Annotated in this window: 17 protein-coding genes and 6 pseudogenes; 14 read left to right on the top strand and 9 right to left on the bottom strand. The window is 69.7% G+C overall.

From position 1 onward, the window contains the following. Nucleotides 1-216: pseudogene (locus ACFV8T_RS44105) on the top strand (transposase); the annotation flags it as partial. A gap of 13 nt (nt 217-229) precedes the next feature. Here ACFV8T_RS44105 and ACFV8T_RS44100 read toward each other — a convergent pair. After that, on the bottom strand, nt 230-979 hold the full coding sequence (locus ACFV8T_RS44100; protein ID WP_385339173.1) for a hypothetical protein: 750 nt from the start codon (nt 977-979) through the stop codon (nt 230-232). Between the two features lie 97 nt (nt 980-1,076). Beyond that, complete coding sequence (locus ACFV8T_RS44095; protein WP_385339170.1) at nt 1,077-1,574, bottom strand: hypothetical protein; 498 nt, start codon at nt 1,572-1,574, stop codon at nt 1,077-1,079. A gap of 139 nt (nt 1,575-1,713) precedes the next feature. Between ACFV8T_RS44095 and ACFV8T_RS44090 the strand changes: the two genes are divergently transcribed. From ACFV8T_RS44090 to ACFV8T_RS44075, 4 genes are all read left to right on the top strand, one after another. Beyond that, the gene (locus tag ACFV8T_RS44090; RefSeq protein WP_385339167.1) at nt 1,714-2,157 is read left to right on the top strand and encodes a hypothetical protein; all 444 of its coding nucleotides are present in this window, start codon (nt 1,714-1,716) and stop codon (nt 2,155-2,157) included. A 1,258-nt stretch (nt 2,158-3,415) separates the two neighbouring features. Continuing rightward, complete coding sequence (locus ACFV8T_RS44085; RefSeq protein ID WP_385339164.1) at nt 3,416-3,985, top strand: transcriptional regulator; 570 nt, start codon at nt 3,416-3,418, stop codon at nt 3,983-3,985. A gap of 755 nt (nt 3,986-4,740) precedes the next feature. Beyond that, the gene (locus ACFV8T_RS44080) at nt 4,741-5,265 is read left to right on the top strand and encodes a ricin-type beta-trefoil lectin domain protein (RefSeq protein ID WP_385339162.1); all 525 of its coding nucleotides are present in this window, start codon (nt 4,741-4,743) and stop codon (nt 5,263-5,265) included. Nucleotides 5,266-5,806: 541 nt separating this feature from the next. Next, the gene (locus ACFV8T_RS44075; protein WP_385339179.1) at nt 5,807-6,988 is read left to right on the top strand and encodes a PP2C family protein-serine/threonine phosphatase; all 1,182 of its coding nucleotides are present in this window, start codon (nt 5,807-5,809) and stop codon (nt 6,986-6,988) included. Between the two features lie 137 nt (nt 6,989-7,125). On the opposite strand, the pseudogene ACFV8T_RS44070 reads toward ACFV8T_RS44075, so the two are convergent. After that, nucleotides 7,126-7,380, bottom strand: a pseudogene (locus ACFV8T_RS44070) (helicase associated domain-containing protein); the annotation flags it as partial. A gap of 15 nt (nt 7,381-7,395) precedes the next feature. Beyond that, complete coding sequence (locus tag ACFV8T_RS44065) at nt 7,396-8,007, bottom strand: helicase associated domain-containing protein (protein WP_385339160.1); 612 nt, start codon at nt 8,005-8,007, stop codon at nt 7,396-7,398. On the opposite strand from ACFV8T_RS44065, the gene ACFV8T_RS44060 reads away from it, so the two are divergent. The 3 genes and pseudogenes from ACFV8T_RS44060 to ACFV8T_RS44050 form a co-directional block, all read left to right on the top strand. Next, nucleotides 8,006-9,421, top strand: a complete 1,416-nt coding sequence (locus ACFV8T_RS44060) for an FG-GAP and VCBS repeat-containing protein (RefSeq protein WP_385339157.1) — start codon at nt 8,006-8,008, stop codon at nt 9,419-9,421. The two genes, ACFV8T_RS44065 and ACFV8T_RS44060, sit on opposite strands and share 2 nt — an antisense overlap. 434 nt (nt 9,422-9,855) lie before the next feature. Then, nucleotides 9,856-10,704, top strand: coding sequence for a putative RNA methyltransferase (locus ACFV8T_RS44055; protein WP_385339176.1), 849 nt, complete (start codon nt 9,856-9,858; stop codon nt 10,702-10,704). Continuing rightward, a pseudogene (locus ACFV8T_RS44050) lies at nt 10,692-10,883 on the top strand (transposase); the annotation flags it as partial. The gene ACFV8T_RS44055 and the pseudogene ACFV8T_RS44050, both read left to right, overlap by 13 nt. A gap of 2 nt (nt 10,884-10,885) precedes the next feature. On the opposite strand, the gene ACFV8T_RS44045 reads toward ACFV8T_RS44050, so the two are convergent. Further along, nucleotides 10,886-11,146 carry a helicase associated domain-containing protein gene (locus tag ACFV8T_RS44045; RefSeq protein ID WP_385339154.1) on the bottom strand — a complete coding sequence of 87 codons (261 nt, stop codon included), beginning with the start codon at nt 11,144-11,146 and terminating at the stop codon, nt 10,886-10,888. Between the two features lie 446 nt (nt 11,147-11,592). Next, nucleotides 11,593-12,201, bottom strand: coding sequence for a TetR/AcrR family transcriptional regulator (locus ACFV8T_RS44040; RefSeq protein WP_385339151.1), 609 nt, complete (start codon nt 12,199-12,201; stop codon nt 11,593-11,595). 143 nt (nt 12,202-12,344) lie between these two features. Between ACFV8T_RS44040 and ACFV8T_RS44035 the strand changes: the two genes are divergently transcribed. The 4 genes from ACFV8T_RS44035 to ACFV8T_RS44020 are packed head-to-tail and all read left to right on the top strand — an operon-like array spanning nt 12,345 to nt 16,826. Then, on the top strand, nt 12,345-13,136 hold the full coding sequence (locus tag ACFV8T_RS44035) for a cyclase family protein (protein WP_329865608.1): 792 nt from the start codon (nt 12,345-12,347) through the stop codon (nt 13,134-13,136). A 53-nt stretch (nt 13,137-13,189) separates the two neighbouring features. Next, nucleotides 13,190-14,122 carry a fumarylacetoacetate hydrolase family protein gene (locus tag ACFV8T_RS44030; RefSeq protein WP_385339148.1) on the top strand — a complete coding sequence of 311 codons (933 nt, stop codon included), beginning with the start codon at nt 13,190-13,192 and terminating at the stop codon, nt 14,120-14,122. After that, nucleotides 14,119-15,345 carry a thiolase family protein gene (locus tag ACFV8T_RS44025; protein ID WP_385339146.1) on the top strand — a complete coding sequence of 409 codons (1,227 nt, stop codon included), beginning with the start codon at nt 14,119-14,121 and terminating at the stop codon, nt 15,343-15,345. Before ACFV8T_RS44030 ends, ACFV8T_RS44025 begins: the two co-directional genes overlap by 4 nt. Further along, on the top strand, nt 15,342-16,826 hold the full coding sequence (locus ACFV8T_RS44020; protein ID WP_385339144.1) for an AMP-binding protein: 1,485 nt from the start codon (nt 15,342-15,344) through the stop codon (nt 16,824-16,826). Before ACFV8T_RS44025 ends, ACFV8T_RS44020 begins: the two co-directional genes overlap by 4 nt. A 51-nt stretch (nt 16,827-16,877) precedes the next feature. Here ACFV8T_RS44020 and ACFV8T_RS44015 read toward each other — a convergent pair. From ACFV8T_RS44015 to ACFV8T_RS44005, 3 genes and pseudogenes are all read right to left on the bottom strand, one after another. Continuing rightward, a pseudogene (locus ACFV8T_RS44015) lies at nt 16,878-17,072 on the bottom strand (transposase); the annotation flags it as partial. Between the two features lie 194 nt (nt 17,073-17,266). Further along, nucleotides 17,267-17,641, bottom strand: a pseudogene (locus ACFV8T_RS44010) (transposase); the annotation flags it as partial. Between the two features lie 771 nt (nt 17,642-18,412). Then, on the bottom strand, nt 18,413-19,132 hold the full coding sequence (locus tag ACFV8T_RS44005) for a nitroreductase (protein WP_385339142.1): 720 nt from the start codon (nt 19,130-19,132) through the stop codon (nt 18,413-18,415). 102 nt (nt 19,133-19,234) lie between these two features. Between ACFV8T_RS44005 and ACFV8T_RS44000 the strand changes: the two genes are divergently transcribed. Beyond that, a complete protein-coding gene (locus tag ACFV8T_RS44000) occupies nt 19,235-19,828 on the top strand; it encodes a TetR/AcrR family transcriptional regulator (RefSeq protein ID WP_385339139.1) in 594 nt (197 codons plus the stop codon). A gap of 209 nt (nt 19,829-20,037) precedes the next feature. After that, nucleotides 20,038-20,445: pseudogene (locus tag ACFV8T_RS43995) on the top strand (DUF4232 domain-containing protein); the annotation flags it as partial. Nucleotides 20,446-20,505: the final 60 nt, after the last annotated feature.

The raw sequence follows: 20,505 nt of genomic DNA, 5'->3' as shown, positions 1-20,505 counted from the left end.
TCCGATCGGCTCACCCCCGCCCGGGTCCGCCGAGGGTTCAGGAACATCCGCGCTCACCTCGCCTGCCCGACCCGCGTTCCCAAACCCACAGGCACCGGGCCCGGACGGCCACCCGGCGTCAAGAACAAACGCCGGGCACCCCGCTACGACGTCGGCAAGACCGTCAAACGCCCCGAGACCCGCAAGGCCATCGGCAAGCCTGGAAGATCCTGGTAGATAAAGAACAAGCTCAGTCCTCAGTGCGGGTGCACAGGTGGCCCGCCGGACACGCCTCACACCCCTTCTCGTCGACAGCACCGGACTCCAGCGCCGCGGCGAACAGCTTCTTGGCGTGCGGAGTGCCATTCACTCCCTCGTGCTGGCCGAACTTCTTGGGGTCGGGCTCCTGCAACTGGGACCGGCACATTCGCAGGTACATCACGGCCTCGGCAATCTCAGCGGGCAGATCTTCCCAGATGCCATCCGGGATACAAGTCTTCGCGGTGACCGCGTCAGGGTCTCCCTGGAACCGCCAGGGCCCTCCGGGTTCCCCGGGTTTCTGGGCAACCACGCGGATGACGGCGATGTCGTGGTCGTTGTCCGTGTCCAGGAGCAACATTCCCGCCGCATGCAGGTTGTGGAGCGACTCGCGAAGGTCACCATCCTGGGAACCGAACCTCGCCGCAGCCTCTGCGAGGGGTAGGAGCGTGCCCTTCTCGCCGTCCCCGAAGACCGGCAGCTGGCCGGTGTCGATCAGATCATCCAGATACAGGGCTGCCTTCGGCACCTTGTTGCCGTACAGAGGGCCGAGCCGAACCAACCGTTTCATCAAGGCGAGGGCCTCATCGCTGACCCGCGGATCGTCGATCCGGTCAGGGTTCATGCCAGCGGTCACCCGAATCCACTCCTCGTAACCCTCACCAGGCGGCTGGAGCTCCTGGAGAGTGTACTGACGTGGCACACGTGGCCGACGCGCCTTGCCCGGTTTCTTCCTACCCATCACGACTCCTCATCTGATGCCTGTACGCGGATGCATCAACACAACGGTCAGGAGCACGTCGAGGTGCTGCGCCATCCGGCTGTGCTCCATGCGGTCCTCACCAGCGGCCGCAGGGGCGGTCAGCACCGAGCTGGGCCTCGCGCAGGCACTCGAGGCAGTCCGGCAGGCCTTTCACCCGCCGGCCTTCCTTCGCCGACCACCTGAAGCCGCACAGCGAGGTAGGCAGGTCCGTGAAGTCGTCTCCGGTGGCGTGGGAACCGTAGCCCGGAACGTTCCACGTGACCGTCGTCCCGCCGTCGTAGGGGGCGCCCTCCGGCCATTCGTAGACGTCCTCGGTAGTGGTGCAGCGCAGCCGGAGGTCGGGGCCCTCCCAGCGGGTGCCCCGCCGGACCTTGGCTCCGGCGTCGACGGCGTCGGCCAGGCGCTCGAAGGACAGGTCATAGTCGTCCATGTGCTCCCAACTGCCCAGCTCCTGCTTACGGACCAGCGAGCGGAACTCCAGCAGCAGGCGCTCCAGGTCGTGCCGCCCGACTCGGACGGTGTCGTTCTCCGGGGCGTAGCCGTACGGGTTGTCGGGGTCGGTCTTCCTGGGCATCACGCTTCTCCTTGCTTGCACGCCGGTCGTGTGGTTGTCGAGTGTGGGCGGCGGCCGGGCGGGGGAGAACCTCACCGTTCTACCTGCGCGGCAAGTTGACGGACAGGGCAGGGGCCACGGCAGAGTGAAGGGTGACGACATGCCCAGGCACGCTCATGCACCGACGAAGACGAAGGCATACGTCTGCCCCGAGTGCGGCGCCAGGACCAAGGCGAGCCTGAGCAGCGGCCGCCTCTACGAGCATCCGGTGCCCGGCCTTCCCGACCCATGCCCGAAGTCCAGGCAAGTCGTCCTGTCCGGCAAGGAGCTGACGGGCAACTACGAGTGTGCCTGCGGCACCTGGGCCCGCATCACCCATAAGAAGACACTCGCCCAGCACCTCATGCCCGAAGGCGAAAGGTGCCCACTGTCCGGAGAACCGATACAGACCCCCGCCGCCCGCCCCGTCGTGGACGGACTGTTGCGCATGGTGGCGCCCGCACCGGCCCAGGGGTGGCGGGCGGAGCCGGTCCCCAGCACCGGTGGCTCCAGCGTGTACGCGGTCCCCGCCGGCCTGCCCGGCCACGGCCGAAGGCGCCGCTAACGACCTGCCGCGGCGACTCCCAGACGACGTAGCCACGCCCAGGAGTGCCCCTGTGCGGGCCCTGGAGGCATGCTTGACCTTCCCACATCGGCGCCCAGGCCGGCGGCGTACTCACCCTGTCCGACGCCCTGCGCGCAGCCACAGCCCTGCGTCTGGAAGCCCGGCTGATCGCCGCTGATCTCCTTGCCCCCTGACCACTGCCCCACGGACGACGGATGCACGAAGCGGCACCACAGCCCAGTTCCCACGTTCGGGCCACTCCGCTCCTGTGACAGGCCCGTACACCCACGGTGTCACGCTGTGAGCGCCTATAAGACTCACAGCCCGTTTTCCCTGGTAGATGGGGTGAACTATGGGCTGAGAGGGTGTGAGGTGGGTGGTGCGCACGCTTCCGCGCGCCCTGGTCCAGCCCGTCGACGCGCAGGACGATGGAGTCGTGGACGAGCACGACCAGGACCAGGGACACGCCGACGAACCGGCGCGGCCGCCGCTCACCGCGGCCCGCGCCCGGGAGAGCCGCGACCGCCGCGCCCTGCACGGCACCGTTAGAACCAGTTGCCCCGAAAGGCCGTGTAGAGGAACAAGTGTGGCCTGCGGGCACCCCGCGGTGAAGGGGCCCGCTTTTCCGCTCACGCCGCGCGCCCGCGTCGCCGCGGCATCCGACCAGCCACGTCCCTGGCCACCTCGGTGTCCGCGCCGAAAGCGCGGAACAGCTCCGGCAGATCCCGGACCGCCGCCCGCTCGACCGCCCGCCGGTGCAGCCGGTGACGCAGTCACACCCGTAAGGCTGGCACCCCCACGACAGCGGGCACCCCCAGATACGACATCACTGCATACAGATCCATCTCTCGCTCCCCCGTCGGACCGGGGCGCCTGCTGCCCCGGGCCCCTTTACGATTGCGCCGCCGCGGAGGATGCGGGAGAGGGAACGCTGTTGCCACCCACCCGGGAACGCCGCAAGTCACCCGCCACCGACGCCGAGCCGAAGCCCACCGTGGCCGTGCGCCGGCCGGAGGTGGGCCGCAGGCCCCGGGCCCGACCATGATCACGGCCCCGGCCTGGGGCACCCCTGAATTGGGGGCGCCGTCCGCCGGGCACCGGACCGACGACGAAGCACGACCAGGAGCAGCACGGAGCCGGCTCCGCGCCCGCGACTGCTGTCCGCCGAGCGGACCGAGCACGATGCGCTCCTGGGCACTGCTGACGCCGAGCAGCTGCCCGCTGATGAGCAACCAGTTTGCATGACGAGGAGGAGCAGATGCCGGAGAGGAATATCGACTTCGGGAAGTTCGGCGCCCGGGGCATCAAGGGCAGCGACGCCGTGGCACGCAAACTTGACGAGCTGGCGGACGGGATCGTCACCCCGGTCACCGCGAAGCGTGGCCTCATGGCGCGCCTGCACTACCTGACCCGGACCGACCACAGCCGCCAGGCGGCCCGCGATGCCGGGCTCACGGTCAGCGACCGCACGCCGAAGGCGTGGCTGGACGAGAAGCGCCGGCCGTCGAGCGCCAACCTGGAACGCATTGACGCCGCCTACCGCCAGGTCCGCCGCCACAACGTCGCCCGGCACCTCCTGCGACGCCTGAACTCCGCCGGCGGCACCCGGGTGGAGATCCACCCGCTCAACCAGTCACAGGTGCCGCGCCCGCTCCAGCGGCTGGTGGAGTACCGCACGATGAACGTCCGCCGCTGGGACCGCATAGTCGAGACCTGGGCATCAGGCGACCACCAGGGCCTCGACGACGCCTGGGAGGACGTCATCGTCGACCTCGGATCCCAGTGGGGCCAGTACGAGTACGTCACCAACATCGGCTTCGCCGCCTAGAACACCCCTGTACGCCTCTCTGAGCGCCTGTCAGTCGCTTCGGGTCTCCCAAGCCCGGGGCGACTCGCGTTAGCGGCACAGGGGGCGTACGGCGGTTTCGCTGCGTCAGGTGCCCGCCGTGCGTGCCGTGGTGACGGCCCGTTCCTGGCCGAAGGGGGCTCTCCAGGGAAGTAGTCGGCGTTCGCCGGTCTTCCGGATCACTGGTCTGACCTGCGCGTTTGTGTGATCCGGGCTCGTCGTCCGATGCGACCAGAGGCGCGACCAGAGGTGCGTCCAGGAGCGCGACCAGAGGCGCGACCCCGACCCTGGCGAGCGGGACGCCCTGTGCGCCTCGGGATTTGGCGGCCGGCCAGTCCCCTTACGCGTCGGCGGGGCCGCGCGGTCGCTCGTTGTGGTGACGCGTCTGCTGGTCTCGAGATGCGGGGTAGGGCCGCGCGCGGCTGTTTCGAACTGCGGGGCGAGTCCACACCGCCATGTGCGGGTTCGCCAGCGGGCCTGCACAGGCCGGAACGGCCCGCCGGGGCGCGAAGCCGCCCATCCTCCCCGTCACGACGGTCGACGGCCCTGCTCTGCCGGAGGCGTCACCGTGAGCTGCTTTTCGCTCCCACGGATGGGTGATCATCTTCGCTCTAACGGAGGCTGTCTGGAGCTATCCGCTACCGGCGGCCGAACCGGGGCATCCAGGATGCGTGGGCACCGACTGCTGGTCTCGTGACGGTGCTCTCGCTTCCCCATCAACGATTGGGATTGTGCTCATGGCTTCGCTCCTCTCTCCTCGCTGTCTCGGCTCCGTCACTGGCGCGGCGCTGCTGCTCGCCCTCGGCGCGGGTGTGCCTTCCTCCGCGGCGGCTCCCGCGTCCCGGGCTGCCCATGAGGTGTGCCTGGACGTGGGCAACACCCGCAACAACGGTGACCAGGTACGCCTCTGGAAGTGTGCCGGCCACAAGAACCAGCGGTTCGTGATCACCAATGGACAGATCAAGGTTGAAGACACGATCGGCGACGCCAAGGAGATGTGCCTGGACGCCGGCAACACCCGCAACAACGGCGACAGGACCAAGATCTGGGAGTGTGGCGGCACCAACACAAACCAGAAGTGGATCGTCCGCAACGCGCAGATCGTGCTCGCCGACACGATGGGCAAGAGCCGGGAGATGTGCCTGGACGCCGGCAACACCCGCAACAACGGTGACCAGGTACGCATCTGGCAGTGCGTCAACCACACCAACCAGAAGTGGGTCATCCAGCAGGGCTACATCAAGGTCGCGGACACGATCTGACCGGATCCTCAGCCGCCTCGGCCCTGGCATCCCTTCCCAGGACCGAGGCCCGGTGGGCAGTCCGGCGCTCCTTGGCTCCGCCAGATTCCATCCCGGAGCGGAAGGCGACCCGGCGTCGCGGAGGCACACCGCCGTGCCGGGCGTGCTCTCTCTCCAGCGCTGTACGGACCACCGTTGCGCACGGGCCGTCGAAGAGGTCGGCGAGTCGGGCATCGCCCTGCGGCCTCAGCGCGATGCGGAGTTCGGCCGACTCGATCGCGGGCTCACGCAGGAGCACCACAAGCTCCAGGAGCGGCTCGAAGGCGCCCGCTCCGACCTCCGATTCGCAGGGAAACGCATCGCCGCTGCGGCTTTTAGGGCGTCTTGTTGCGTTTCGGGGTGTTGATCGCGCCTGGACGAGGCCGGGGCGGTCTTTACTGTGACTGGTCACAGATTGATGCTCCCCGTGGCGGTTCCCAAGCTGATATGGGGGGTGCTGGTAGGGAGCGTGGTCGTGGGTGCTGAGCACAGCGAACTTGCCCGGTTGCTGGCGGCTGCGGAGATGGCGGCGCCGGTGGAGGCCGTCGATGTGGTCGCGGAGGACCTGCGGCGGCGTTTCAAAGCCACGAAGGTCTCGTTCCTCATCGTGGACCTGACGGGGAAGGCGGTGGCGCGGCTGCCCGTCGCCGGCACCCTGGGGCGGGAAGCGGAGCGGTTCCCCCTGTCCGGCAGCGTCTACGAGCAGGTGATCCGTACCCAGCGGCCGTATCAGAAGGCGACCGGTCAGGAACAGCGGGTGATCGCGCCGGTCACCAACCGCGGGGATGCCATCGGGCTGCTGGAACTGTTCCTGCCGGCCGACCCCGGCGAGGACTTCCTCGATGCGATCAGGGAAGCCGCCCACATCCTGGCCTACATCGTGATCGCCAACGGGCGGTTCACCGACCTCTACGCCTGGGGCAAACGCCCCGGGCATTCCACCCTGGCCGCAGAAATCCAGTACCAACTGCTGCCCATGTCACTGTCGTGCGAGGCCGCACAGTTCACACTGTGCGGGAGCCTGGAACCCTCCGAAGACCTCAGCGGCGACACCTTCGACTACGCCCTGGACCGCGACACCCTGCACCTTTCGGTGACCGACCCCATGGGCCACAACATCGACGCCGCCCTGGCCGCCACGGTCCTGGTGAGCGCCCTGCGCAGCGCCCGCCGCGCAGGAGCCGACCTGGCCGAGCAAGCCCACCGGGCCGACCAGGCCCTGGCCGACCACGCCCACGGCCACGCCACCGGGCAGCTACTGCGCATCAACCTCCACACCGGCCAGGCCCAGCTCGTCAACGCCGGCCACCCCTGGCCCCTGCGCATGCGCGAGGGGGCTCCGGAGGTGATCACCTGCGAGGTGGACCACCCCTTCGGCCTGTCCCTGCCCGCCCCCCACCCCTACCGCGTCCAGGACATTGATCTGCGCCCCGGCGACCGTCTGCTCATGCTGACCGACGGCATGCTCGAACGTCATGGGGAGAACGTCGACCTGTCCGCCCTGGTGGAGCGCACCCGGGACCTGCATCCGCGGGAGACCGCACTGACGCTGACGTCCGCGGTCTTGGACGCCGCTGGCGGCCGGCTCGAAGACGATGCCACCGTGATGTGCCTGGACTGGCACGGCCCCCAGGAGACCCAGCGGCAAGATGCCGGCTCCGGCGCGGACACTCAGCAAGCCTCAGCAGGCCGCACGAAGTCATAGCCGTGACCAGGGCGCTCTCCTGGACGGTTTCAGGCGGCCGGCGAGTACCTCTCGCTCTGGACGACGACGTCGCCCGCAGCCTCCGGGAGCGTTCCGCCGGCCTGGACGTGGTTCTGGACCAGTCGGTGGCACCGCTGTCACCTGGTGTCCCATACCGGGCACCATCCCGGATCGATCGCGTCCAGCCCATCCCGCCGGGCCTCGGTCATCGCCCCGGCCGCCGACCGGACAGGACGGCCGGCCGCACGGAGCTCCACGTTCTCCCGCGCCCTGCGCGCCGCCGCCCTCGCGTTCTTCGCCCACACCCCGATCGGGTGCCCTTCCCACGTTGCGGTGGTCGGGGGGAGGAAGTGGCCATGGGCGGCGGCGTACTGCTTGGCGACGGCGAGCCCGTCCGCCCAGGCCGCTTACTGTTCGGACCACACCATCCCGAGCTTTTCCAGCTCGGCGACCCGTCCGGCTTCCAGTGTTCCGGCGGTGTAGGTGCGGCGGTGGTCGGCGATCCATTGCCCGAGCGGATACCCGCCGACCCCGCCCCAGTCCTGCGGTGTGACGACGGTGTACGGCACCCGTAGCACGGTGTTCCCGGTCTCGCGTAGCCACCGTTCGGCCGCCTCGATCCCGCGCCGCCAGTAGGCGTCCTCCGGGTCGATGACCCGCAGCCGTACGAACTGGGCCGGCACGGCGGGGTCGCGTTCCTCGCTGAACCGCAGCACCCCGGCCGCCGCCCCACTCACCCGCACCCCCGCCCCGTCTCCGCCCTCCAGGACGTCCACGGCGTCCTCGCCGTCGTGCTCCTGGTCCTGGTCGGCGGTGTGTCGTGCCAGGCAGCGGCGGCGGGACCGCCGACTGCGGAAGAGGATGGCGTCGGAACCGGGCGCCGAGGGTCTGTGGCCCGCGCCGGTCCCCGAACGGCCCGACGGCAGGGTGGCTGTGCCCCTACTGGTGCGGGTACCGTCGTACGGCCTGCCTGGCCGCCCGCACAACCATTCGGGGGTGGCCCCGGTCCAACTCCGCATGCAGAAACGACTTGTCTCCACCCTGGCCCTGGCTGCGGTAGCCGCCTGCGGGGCCGCCGCAGCCGTCCCCGACTCCACCGTCATGACGCAGACCGCCGCAGCCACGAAGCGGCCCGCGGCCGACCCCGACACCGCCGGGGCTCATGCCGACTTCGACGGCGACGGGAAGGAGGATCTGGTCATCACCGACACCTCGGCCACGGTCAACGGCAAGTACGCCGCCGGCTACGCGGCCGTGGTGCACGGCTCAGCTGCCGGCCCCGACACCCGGCGCCACCAGGTGATCACCCAGGACAGCCTCGGCCTCGGCAAAGCGGGCACTGGCGGCCGCTTCGGCAGCGGTGCCATCTCGGCCGACCTCGACGGCGACGGCCGCAGCGACCTCATCACGCAGGCCGGCAGCAACAGGGTCTTTGTGGTCTGGGGCGGAAAGAAGAAGCTCTCCGGAGCGGCCAAGCTGACCGGTGCCACGCCGGTCGCCGGCGACTTCGACGGCGACGGCCACGCCGACCTCGTCACGAGCCGAAGCGCGGACTCCAAGGCAACGGTCCGGTTCGGCCCGTTCACCCGGACGGGCAAGCCCGCCCGTACGAAGACGCTCGACCTCACCCCCGACAAGCCGTCGTACTACACCCCCCGGCCCACCGGAGTCGGCGACGTGAACGGCGACGGCAAGGACGATCTGGTGGTCACCTGGTCGCACGTGTTTGCGGACGAGATCCCGACCCCCCGCGCCACCGTCGTGTACCGCGGCGCGGCCAACGGCGTACTGAAGAAGGGGCCGCGCCTCAAGGACGCGCGCGGCAAGGACATGTACGGCTCGACCACCCTCACGTCCGACGTGAACAGGGACGGCTTCGACGATGTGATCGTCAGCCTCACCTGCGAGATCCTCGGCGACGAAGCCGTGCCCGAGGGCGGCAGCCGGCTGATGGTCGCGTACGGCGGAAAGAGCGGGTGGAGCACCGGCCTGAAGCCCACGACGATCAACGAGAAGACACCGGGGCTGCCCGGCAATCCGGTCTCCTCCTACTGCAACTTCGGGTACGCGCCGGCGACGGGTGATGTGAGCGGCGACGGTTACGCCGACGTCGCGTTCAGCGCCCCGCTCAAGGGCGACAAGATGGTGACCCTGGTGCTGCGCGGCGGTCCGAAGGGTCTGACGGGCAGGAACGCGAAGAGCATTTCCGGCCTCCCGGTGTGGCCCCGGCTGGCGATCCAGGATCTGAACGGCGACGGCGCGGCCGAACTGGCGGTCAGCACGTCGCACACGAGCGGGGCCGACGACAAGGTCCGGATTCTGCGCGGCGGCCCTTCTGGTATCAGTACATCCAGGCCGATGTTCGTCGGGCCCGCGGATCTGGGACTGAAGCCAGCGGCGGGGGACAGCTTTGGCTCCGGCTTCGGCCACTGAAACTGCCGGCCGCCGCCACCCGGCACGGGCTACGGGGCTACCAGACCGTAGAGCATGAGCGTTACCCCGGTCCATGGGGCTGGGGCCTGTGAGTTCGTCGACGGCGGGATCAACGGCTTCGCGATTTCCCACAGCCCGTCCGGAACAATCCAAGGGCCTTGACTCCGGCGGGCATGAAGGGCTTCGTCGAGGCTCGTAAACTCATGGCGTGGCATTCATGAGCACCCCGCACTGCTGCTTCCTGCGATCGGAAGGCGCTGAGGGCGATGTCGGACGGCATCGCCCTCCTAGGCGTGCCTGCTACGCCGCCTTCCTGGCACTGCCCGTTCCTTCATGAGGCAGTGACGTTCTGTGCGCGCGTCCAGGCACGGTCTCTTCCCTTCAGCCTTGCCAGGAGTGCCTCGTGCCCGTGTTGCTTCCCCCCCGCCCTCGGACTGTTCCTAGACCTGCTGCGCTGCCCGACGTGCCACACGCGCCGCCTGCACCCCGACCGCGGCGCACTGCGCTGTCTGACGGGCCATACCTTCGATATCGCCCGCCACGGCTACGCCAGCCTCTTGACGGGTACCCGCGCTACCAGCGGCGATGACGTGGCTATGGTCCAGGCTCGGGACCGCTTTCTGGCCACCGGCGGGTACGCGCCCATCCTCCAGGCCGTGACCCGCCTGGCGGCCGACGCCGTGCCTGAGCGGGGCACCGTGGTGGACGTCGAGTGCGGCACGGGCTACTACCTGGCCGGCGTTCTCGACCATCTGCCCGGCGCCCGAGGTCTGGGCCTGGACACGTCGGCGCGCGCGCTGCGCTCGGCAGCCCGAGCCAATGAACGAGCCGCTGCGGCGACCTGGGATGTCTTTCGCCCATTTCCTCTCGCCGACGAGGTGGCCGACGTGGTGTTGGACGTGTTCGCCCCGCGCAATCCAGCCGAGTTTCACCGGGTACTCCGCCCGGCCGGCCGGCTGATCGTGGTCCGTCCTACCGATCGACACCTGGTCGAGCTGCGCGGCCGAGTGCCCGCAATGGTCACCATCGACCCTGCCAAGGAACAGCGCCTGCACCGGGCGCTGGACCCCTACTTCACAGTCACTGTCACCGAACAGGTGGAGTACCCCATGGCCTTGGTCGGACTGGAGGCCCTGGACTCGGTGGGGATGACACCGAGCGCACGCCACGTGAACCGTGCAGACCTGAGCGATGACGACCTCCTGCCCGACCAGGTCACTGTCTCTGTGCTGGCCACCGCCTACCATCCCCGGCGACCACGAGTGGGCGCCTGCCCCTGCTGACCGACGAGCAGTGGGCACGCCTGGCGCCCTGTCTTCCCTGCAACGCCGGGAAGACAGGGCGCCCGTTCGCCGACCACCGTCGCATCATCGACGGGATCATCTACCGGTACCGCACCGGGCTCCCATGGAGAGATCTGCTCCGCGAGGCGTTCGGCCCTTGGCAGACAGTGAGGCACAACGGCTACCAGCGCATGCCGAGGGCGCCGAGTTCGGCCCGCCGTTCCGCGCTGAGCCTGTCCGCCCGTTTACGCACGTTGTCCAGCCATGTGCCGAGCTTGACCACCACGGGCCCGCCAGCACCGTCCTGACGGCCTGTCGGGACCTCCACCGCCTCCAGCTCCTCAACGTGCTTCCGGGGCACCCGAAGATGCCCCGCACGAGCGTGGAACTGCCGTGCGGCTGCCAGGTTGAGGGCCCACCTATCGTCCTGCGTCCGTTTCACCGGCCGCGCGCGGCCTGGGATCTGGAAGTGCGCACCGCGAACGCGTCAAGCTGCCTCTTGCGGCCCTGTTTGCAGCTTCGTCGCCGCTGCAGGCGCCATCAAAGTTCGGTGGACAAGGGGGCGTGAACATGCTCGGGACGTTCGCGCGCGTGCGGGGGGTACCGGGGAAGGCGTGGTGGCGAAGTGCTGCCAGCCCCGGCAGGTGGTCACCGGCCATGCTCCGCGGGCAAGGTCCTGGCCGGCCAGGGGTGTGCACTACGGCGGCGTCGCCGCTGGGGCCGGCCGAAGCCGGGCCGGGCTGACACGGCGGCGGCCGAGGTCCCGGCCGTACCGGTATCCGGGGGCGAGACGCCCATGCAGCCGCGCGGTGCGCCTGGAGCTTTGGGCGCTCGCCGCGCGGGCCTGGTTTCCGATCTCGCCCGGCGCGTCCCGGAGGCAGGTGTGGGTCAGGTGCCGGACGGGGTGTCAGGTCTGGTTCCGGACAGCACGTCGGTGTAGATGCCGGTCATCGCGGTCACAGCCCGTCGGCGGTCCAGGGACGGGTCCAGGCGGTGCTGGATGTTGATTCCCAGGGTGCTGCCGAGCAGCGCCGCCGCGACGGCCTCCGGGTCGGTGACGTGCGCACCGGTCGCGCGCAGGTGGTCGGCGTACAGGCCGCGGATCTTGGCGTACTCCTCGGCGTACGTCGTGCGCAGGGCCGACTCGCGGCTCACCGCCTCGATCAGGAGTGTCGAGAAGATGTGCGCCTCGGGCCGGGACATCAGGGCGAAGTTCGCCTCGATCAGCGCCTCGATTCCGGCGTCCGGCCCGGCGACGGCCAGGCGCTCGCGCATGAAGTCCGTGCCCCATCGGAACGCTTCCTCGATCACCGCCTTCAGTAGCCCGTCCTTCGAGCCGAAGTGCCAGGCCACGGAGCCCCGGCTGATGCCGGAGCGCGCCGCCACGGCCTGGACGGATGCCGCGGCGGACCCGCCCTCGGCGGCGAGTTCCCACGCGGCCGCCACCAGTCGGCGCTGGGTCTCGGCGGAGATCTCCTGCTTGCGGGTCGCACCCACGCGGTGTCCTTCCCAACGTTGCGGCGGCCTGACACGGCCGATTCTGTCACGCCGGCCGGGCGGCGCCGGGGGCCGGCGAGCTCTTGCCTATGTTATCTGTCCAGTTCTATGCTGAGCGTCCAATAACTAAGGAAGGTTTCGTCATGGAACTGATCGACCTCACCAGGACGCTGGACCCCGCCGACCGCGAGCGGCTCCCCGAGCAGCTGCGCCCGCTCGCCCCGGTGATCGCGCCGGCCGTGGCCTACGCGCACCCGACCGGCGAGGGCCGAGAGCAGTTCGCCGCCGCCATGCACTGCAGCGTCGAGGACCTGCCCGACGGCGAGGGCTGGGGCGCGGAACTGCTCACCGACTTCAACTCCCACCTCGGCACCCACGTCGACGCCCCGCTGCACTACGGCTCGACCTGCGAGGGCAGGCCCGCCCGCACCATCACCGACATCGCCCTGGACGAGCTGTGGTGCGAGGCGCTCGTGCTGGACCTGCGCGACCGGTGCGAACCGGACGCCCCGATCACAGTCGAGGCGCTGGAGTCCGCCCTCGCCGACAACGGCGCCCCGGTCCCGGCCGGCGGAGCGGTCCTGCTGCGCACCGGCCAGGAGCGCTACGGGCTGTCCGACCCAGAGTTCTTCCGCTACCCGGGCATGAGCCGCGAGTCGACGCTGCTCCTGGCCGACCTCGGGGCCAAGGTCCTGGGCACCGACGCCGCGGGCTGGGACCTGAGCTTCCCCGTGATGGCGCGCAAGTTCCGCGACAGCGGCGACAACTCCGTGCTGTGGGATGGCCACCGGGCCGGCCGCGAGCGGGAGGTCTTCATCGTCCAGCAGCTGACGAACCTCGCCGCACTGCCCCCGTCGGGGTTCCGGGTGGCGTTCTTCCCGATCAAGATCGCCCGCGCGAGCGCCGCCCCCGCCCGCGTCGTGGCCTTCGTCTGACCCCCGATCCCCGCAGACCGACCCCTGCACCCTGCTGAGGAGAGGAACCGACCATGAAACTCGCAACCGTGGAGCACGACCGCGCCGAGCGGACCGCGCTCGTACTCGACCAGGGCGAGCGCCTGCTGCTGCTCGACCGCGCCCACCGCCTGGTGACCGGCGAGCACGCCCCAGCGCTGACCACCATGCAGACGATCATCGACGGCGGCGAACCCGTGCGGCAGACCCTGGAGCGGCTCGCCGCACAGGCCCCGCCCGAAGCGGTCGTCGCTGCATCCGAGTTGCGCTGGCTCTCCCCGCTGCCCAGGCCCGTACAGATCCGGGACTTCGGCAGTTTCATGGATCACTTCCGCAACGCCCGCTCCCGGCTCCAGGGCATCCCGGCCGACCAGGTCGAACTGCCCGCCATCATGCTCGAACGCCCTCTGTACTACGTGACCAACCGGCTCTCCGTGACCGGCCACGACAGCGACATCCACTGGCCCGCGTACTCCTCCGTGCGGGACTACGAGCTGGAATTCGCCTGCGTGCTGGGCCGCGACGGCACGGACATCCCCGCAGTGGACGCTCCGTCGTACATCTTCGGCTACACGATCTTCAACGACTTCAGCGCCCGCGACACCCAGCTGGAGGAGATCGCCACCGGGCTGGGCCTGAGCAAGAGCAAGGACTTCACCGACTCGAACGTCCTGGGCCCGTGGATCGTCACCGCCGATGAGCTCGGCGACCCGTACCGGCTCACGATGACCGCCCGCATCAACGGCGAGGAGGTCAGCCGGGGCACGTCCGCAGACATGCACCACACCTTCGCCGACATGATCGCCTTCGCCTCCCGGTCGACCCGGCTGCATGGCGGAGAGGTCCTGTGCTCGGGCACCGTGCCCACCGGCTGCGGGCTGGAGCACGGCCGCTACCTGGAACCGGGCGACACCGTGGAACTCGAAGTCTCCGACCTGGGCGTGCTGCGCAACCGGGTGGTGTCATGAACCGCGAAGCACTCATCCTCGGCGTCGGCGCCACCCCCTTCGGCCGCCACCTCGACCGCAGTGCCGGCGACCTCGTCGGCCAGGCCGCACACGAGGCACTGCGCGACGCCGGACTCACCCCGGCCGACGTCGGCGCAGTCTTCCACGCCACGGTCAGCCAGAAGGCGATCGACGGCCAGCACATGATCCCCGGCCAGGTCGCCCTGCGCCCGCACGGGTTCGCCGGGGTACCCGTAGTGAATGTGGAGAACGCCTGCGCGGGCGGCGCCACGGCCCTGTGGCTGGCGATCGCCCACGTACGGGCGGGCCTGTCGGACGTCGCCCTGGCCGTCGGCGTGGACAAACTCGTCTGCGCCGATCCCGCCCAGGGGCTGGCGGTGTTCGACGGGGCCATGGACATCGCCCACCGCGAGGAGACCCTGGCCGCGCTCGCCGCCCTGACCGAACCTCTGCCGCCCGAATTGTCCGTGGATGGCGACCGGTCGGTGTTCACGGAGATCTATGCCTCCCTGGCCCGCGCCCACATGCAGCGCTTCGGAACCACCGAAGCCCACCTGGCCGCGGTCTCGGCGAAGAACCACGCCCACTCCGTCCACAACCCCCGGGCCCACTTCCGTCGAGCGTTCACCGCGCAGGAGATCCTGGCGGCGCGGCGGGTGGCGTGGCCGCTGACGGTGCCGATGTGCTCACCGGTCAGCGACGGGGCCGCCGCTGTCGTCGTGACGCGCGCCGACTTCACCCGTGACGAGTCGGCCTTGGCGGTACTGAGTAGTGTCCTGTTGTCGGGTACCGACCGGGCGGCGGACGACGCCGGGCGGCACATCGGCCGCCGGGCCGCGCTCGCTGCCTACGAGAAGGCCGGCATCGGTCCGCAGGACATCGACGTGGCGGAGGTCCATGACGCCACTGCCTTCGGCGAGATCCAGCAGGTGGAGAACCTGGGATTCTGTCCGATCGGCGACGGCGGCCCGTGGTCGGCATCGGGCGCCGGCGCGCTCGGTGGCACCGTTCCGGTGAACCCGTCCGGAGGACTCGAATCGCGCGGCCACCCGGTTTCCGCCACCGGACTGGCGCAGGTCTTCGAACTGGTCACGCAGCTGCGCGGCCGGGCGGGCGAGCGCCAGGTCCCCGACGCGCGCATCGCCATCGCCGAGAACGGCGGCGGCCTCTACGGAATCGAGGAGGCGGTGGCCGCCGTGACCATCCTGGGGAGAACCCGATGACACCCGGCTACGCGGACCTGATCCTGTCGGCGCTGCGCAGGCGGCCCGAGCGCACTGCCTTCCGCTTCACCGGCGACGACGGGACAAAGCACACCTGGACCTACGGTGAGACCGCGGAACGGATCGAACGCACCGCGGCCGCGTTCGGACGACTGGGCCTCATGCCCGGCAATGGGCTCGCCCTGCTGTGCGGCCCGAACCCGCAGGCGTTCACCGTCATGGCCGCCGCCTGCCTGGCCGGACTGCGCTATACCGCCCTGCATCCGCTGGCCACCGCGGACACGGACCGGACCGTCCTGCGCGACAGTGTGTCCGACTGCCTGGTCGTGGACGACACCCGCTTCGCCGCCCGCGCCCGCCCCGACGGCACCAAGGCGATCACTCTCGCCGAACTCGACCGCATCGCCGCCGACACACCCCCCGGCCCGAACGACCCGCGCGGCCCCGCGCTCTACCTCTTCTACACCGGCGGCACGACCGGCGAACCCAAGGGCGTGATGCTGCGCGACCGCTCACTGCTCGCCAACGCCTGGGCCTGCTCCACCTGGGCCTGGCCACCGGACACCCACTTCCTGATCACCACCCCCATGTCGCACGCCGCCGGGCTCCTCGTCGCCCCCGGCCTGCTCCACGGCGCCAGCTTCGAGCTCCACCCCTCCTTCGACCCGGACCACGTCATCGACGCGATCGAACGCGACGGCGTGAGCGCCACGTTCGTCGTTCCCACGATGCTGTACGCCCTGCTCGACCACCCCCGCCTCCTCGCAGCCGACATGTCGGGGCTGAACTGGGTCCTCTACGGCGCCGCACCCGCCGACCCCACCCGGCTCGCCCAGGCACACCGGCTCCTCGGCCCCGTGCTCAGCCAGCACTACGGCCAGGCCGAGGCCCCCAATGCCCTGACCGTCCTGGACCCGGCCCAGCACCGCGACGACCCGCACGTCCTGGGCAGCTGCGGCCGGCCGATGCCCGGCGTGGAGATCGCCCTGCTCGACCCGCACGGCCGGCACGTACCGGCAGGCGAGCCCGGCGAGCTGTGCGTCCGAGGACCGCTCGTGATGGACGGCTACTGGAACAAGCCCGAACAGACCGCAATCGCGCTCGCCGGAGGCTGGCTGCACACCGGCGATGTCGCCCGCCAGGACGACACCGGCCTGATCACAATCATCGACCGGATCAAGGACACCATCATCACCGGCGGATTCAACATCTACCCGCGCGAAGTCGAGGACGCCCTCGCCGCACACCCGGCCGTCGCCGCCAGCGCCGTCTACGGCACCCCCGACCCGCACTGGGGCGAAGCCGTCACCGCCACCGTGGTCCTGCGCCCCGGACAGCAGGCCACCCCAGCCGATCTGACGGACCACGTCCGCGCCCGCAAGGGCGCACTCTGGGCCCCGAAACTGCTCCATCTCGCCGATTCGCTGCCCCTCACCGCCCTTGGCAAGATCGACAAGAAGAAACTCCGCAACCAGCCCTGAACAGGGCTCGGGCGCGCAAACCGCCCCACTTCCTCAGATGACACACGGCCGGCGCCGAGCGCACCCTGGCGCGTGCTCCCGCGCCGGCCTCACGCTCGGTTTCTCCCATGGCCTTCGGAGATCGGCTGCCAACGGGCGGGCGAGACGGAGTTGGGTGTAGGCGGCGAGGATGAGCCAGGTCCACCGGTCGGCCGCTTCCGGGGCGCGGATCTTTGGGCAGGCCCAGCCGGGAGTCTGTTTGAACAGCTCATCCAGCTGCGGCTGTACTTCGTTCACAGTGCAGCACTGTCGACCACACCGCCTTCCGGCCGGGCGATTTTCGGGCGACCTCAACCGCCATCCCACGAAGATCGGCACTCACGCTGCGTACGCGACCACAAGAAGTGGACCAGAGCCGACAGTGGGCTCTGGCTCAACTTCTGTGACGCGGCCACTCTCCGTCACGCTAACAGGAAGCGCTTGCGGAGAAGTTGGTGTCCCGCCCGCCCGAACATCTGGCGCTTGAGCATCTTGATCCGGTTGACATGGCCTTCGACCGCGCCCGAGCTCCAGGGCAGGGTGAGACCGGCGATGACGGCATCGCGGTCGCGATCGATGCCGGCGGCAAGCGTGTGGAGACTGGGCAGATCGTCCCGCCGGACGGCGGCGAGCCAGTCCGGAAGACGCTCGCCCTGGCGCTCGGTCAGCATGACCGCGAAGGCACGGACGTGCCGGGTGAGCGCGTCGATCTCGGGGCAGTGGGTGCGGACGGTTTTGAGCTGCAGCTGCCCGGCCTCAGGGAGGGTTTCCGGTCGCCGGAGAATCCATCCGGCGACTGTTCAGGCCAGACCCTGAAGAACACTCACACCAACCGTTGCCTGGAGATCGACTCCACCCCCTATAACGGTGTCAAGGTGCTGGTGACCACCTGCAACAGTGACGGCCCCAGCAACTGTGGACCCGAGGCTGAGAAGACTGCGGCCCCCCGGCGTCGCACCCTGGAGATATGGCCCGCCTGCGTTTCTGCGATTCCTGCGGGGCCCGGCTGCCCAAGGGTGCGTCGGCCCGTCGGCGGTACTGCGACGACGGCGTCGGGCCCAGGCGTACCGGACCGGCAGGCCGCCGACCGGGACTGGGGCCTTGGACTGATGTTCGCCGAGGCGGAATGGATCGGGGACACCGGCATGATCCGGTTGCTGACCTGCCCGGTCTGCGGCCACATCACGTTCGCCGGCGGGTACCGGCGCCGGGACGCGTCGTATTGCTCCGGTGACCTGTCTCAGCGACGTTAGTCGGCTGGAGGCCGATGACCTGGGCGGACTGGATTGGCTGAGACGAGAGGCCATCGCTCACGTTGCGCGCTCCAGCCATGATTCGAAACCGACGTGTTGCCCGGTCGTGGCAGCCCAGTACCAGCCCGCGAAGTGACGCTCACCCCGCGACCAGCAAAACCGCCGCACCGGAGCGATGTCCTCGAACCGGGCCGTCACACAGTCCAGCAACGGACGTCGGCGACGCCCACGCAAGGCGTCCACGTACGACAGCTCGACGTACGGCTCCGCAAGATCCACCCCAGCCGGTACAGCTACCCGCCACCCCCGGCACGATCACCCGCACGACCAGTCGTGGAAGGCCGTGGTCGCCTCGAGCGCGGCGCGCCCAGTCGTCACCCGGTTCACTGGCGCGGTCTCATCGGCATAGCCGAAGGAGATGCCCACGAGCAGCTTTCCTCCGGTGACGCCGAGCTCGCCTCGGACCGTGTCGGCGTAGAAGCTGAGCAGTCCCTGCGGGCAGCTGTCCACGCCGTACGCAGTCATCGCCAGGAGAAGGGTCTGCATGTAGCCGCCGACGTCAGCGGCCAGCCGTGGCCCGCCGTCACCGTTGACGAACAGGAACGCCGCGTGTGGCGCGCCGTAGAAACGCAAGCTCTCCGCGTCGTAGGCCGCACGTGCCGCATGGTCGTCAGGGTCGATGCCCAGCGCTCCGTACAGCTCGGCTCCGAATGCGGCCCGGCGAACCTGCTGCACCTGCGCGTACATGTCCTCGGAATACGGGAGGTCCGCCGAGGTGCGCTTCTCGGCGTGGGCCGCCTGCAAAGCATGCGCCAGGCGCTCACGCGTCGCGCCGCTCACCACCTCCACCTGCCAGGGCTGCGCATTGGAGTTGGACGGCGCGGCGCCGGCCAGGGAGAAGATCGCGCGCATCGTGTCCACAGGCACGGCCTCCGGACGGAACGCGCGTGTCGCGTGACGGTCGCGTATCAGCTTCTCCGCGCAGCCACTCAGCTCGGTGGGGTCGGCGGGACCGGCGGGGACTGGCCTGTTCATGGAACACTCCTCAGGGGCAGCGCATGTAAACGGAAGCGTTTACTTGGGGGCAACCCTAGCGAGCCGACCCCGCCGAGGTAAACGCCTACGTATACTTGCTTCATGGGTACGACGACTACCGCACTTCGGCGAGGGGGGCGTGGGGGCCGGGAGCGCATCCTGGCTGCCGCCGCCCAGCTGTTCGCGGCCCAGGGGATCAATGCGACCGGTATGGAACAGGTCGCGGAGGAAGCACCGGTGTCCAAGCGCACGCTCTACGCGCACTTTCGTACCAAGAGCGACCTGGTCATCGCCCACCTGCAGGACCTCGTGTCGTCGGGCGCCACCCTGGAGAGCGTGCTGACCCGCGAGGACATCCCCCCAAGGGAGCGGATCCTCGGACTGTTCGACCAACCCGCGGCGGACGCGGCTCCGGTGCGCGGATGCCCGTTCATCGATGCCGCCGCGGAGTTCCCCGACCCGAAGAGCGCGGTCCATTCCCACGCCCGCGAACAGAAACTGCGGATGACTGAGCTGGTCACTTCCTTGGTGGGGGAGCTGGGCTGCCGGGAACCCGTCGCACTCGCCGAACAACTGGTCACCCTCGCGGACGGTGCGGCCAGTCGCGCCATGGTCCTGGGCGAAGCGGACTACGGCCGCCACGCGCGAGCAGCAGCCGAGGTCCTCCTCGAACGCGCTCTACCGGGCACGAACTGACGAGGAAGAGGGCCGCGCTGGACAAAGGTCCACCGAGGCATCGCTCGACGGTCTTGGGCTGCCTATCACCTGCGTGACGGTTTCCTGCTCGATGACAGGCCCGGCCAGACAACGCCAAGTCGGGCTCCGGCGGAGGCACCTCGTCCCGTGCCGGCTCCGGGAACGGCGCGGCGAAGGGCGGGGGGAAGAGCAAGTTCTGCCGCACGAACGACCTGATCATGGAGGCCGTGGACAGCTCGCCCGACCAGAAGGTGGGTGAGGTCACCGTTCGAATAACCAACAAGGGCGCGAAGGCCTGCTCGGTGACGGGCTTCGCGGGCGTCGACTTGAAGGACATCGATGGCATGTCCGCCACTGTCCACCGCGGCGGTGAGCAGCCCCGCATCACCGATCTGAAGCCCGGTGACACCGCCACCTTCAGCATCTCGTACAGGGTCGACTTCAGTGGCGACCGCCTCGCGTCCCCGACCGACATCATCGTGACGCCGCCGAACGAGACCCACAGCGTGTCCCTGAAGTGGCCCGCAGAGGCCCTGAAGCTGGCCGGCCCGTACGACGGCAAGATCCAGGTCCACCCCGTCGGGTGCTGTCACGTTGTTGAGGGAGTGAGTGCCTGATGGTGTGTCGGGTGTGGAGGGGGCGGGTTCCGGCTCCGTGCTCAGGCCGCGGCCAGGCAG

Source organism: Streptomyces sp. NPDC059832, assembly GCF_042731715.1.
In the GTDB taxonomy this organism is placed as follows: domain Bacteria; phylum Actinomycetota; class Actinomycetes; order Streptomycetales; family Streptomycetaceae; genus Streptomyces.
Note: the sequence above shows the minus strand (reverse complement) of the source record. Positions and strands in the feature narration are given on the sequence as shown.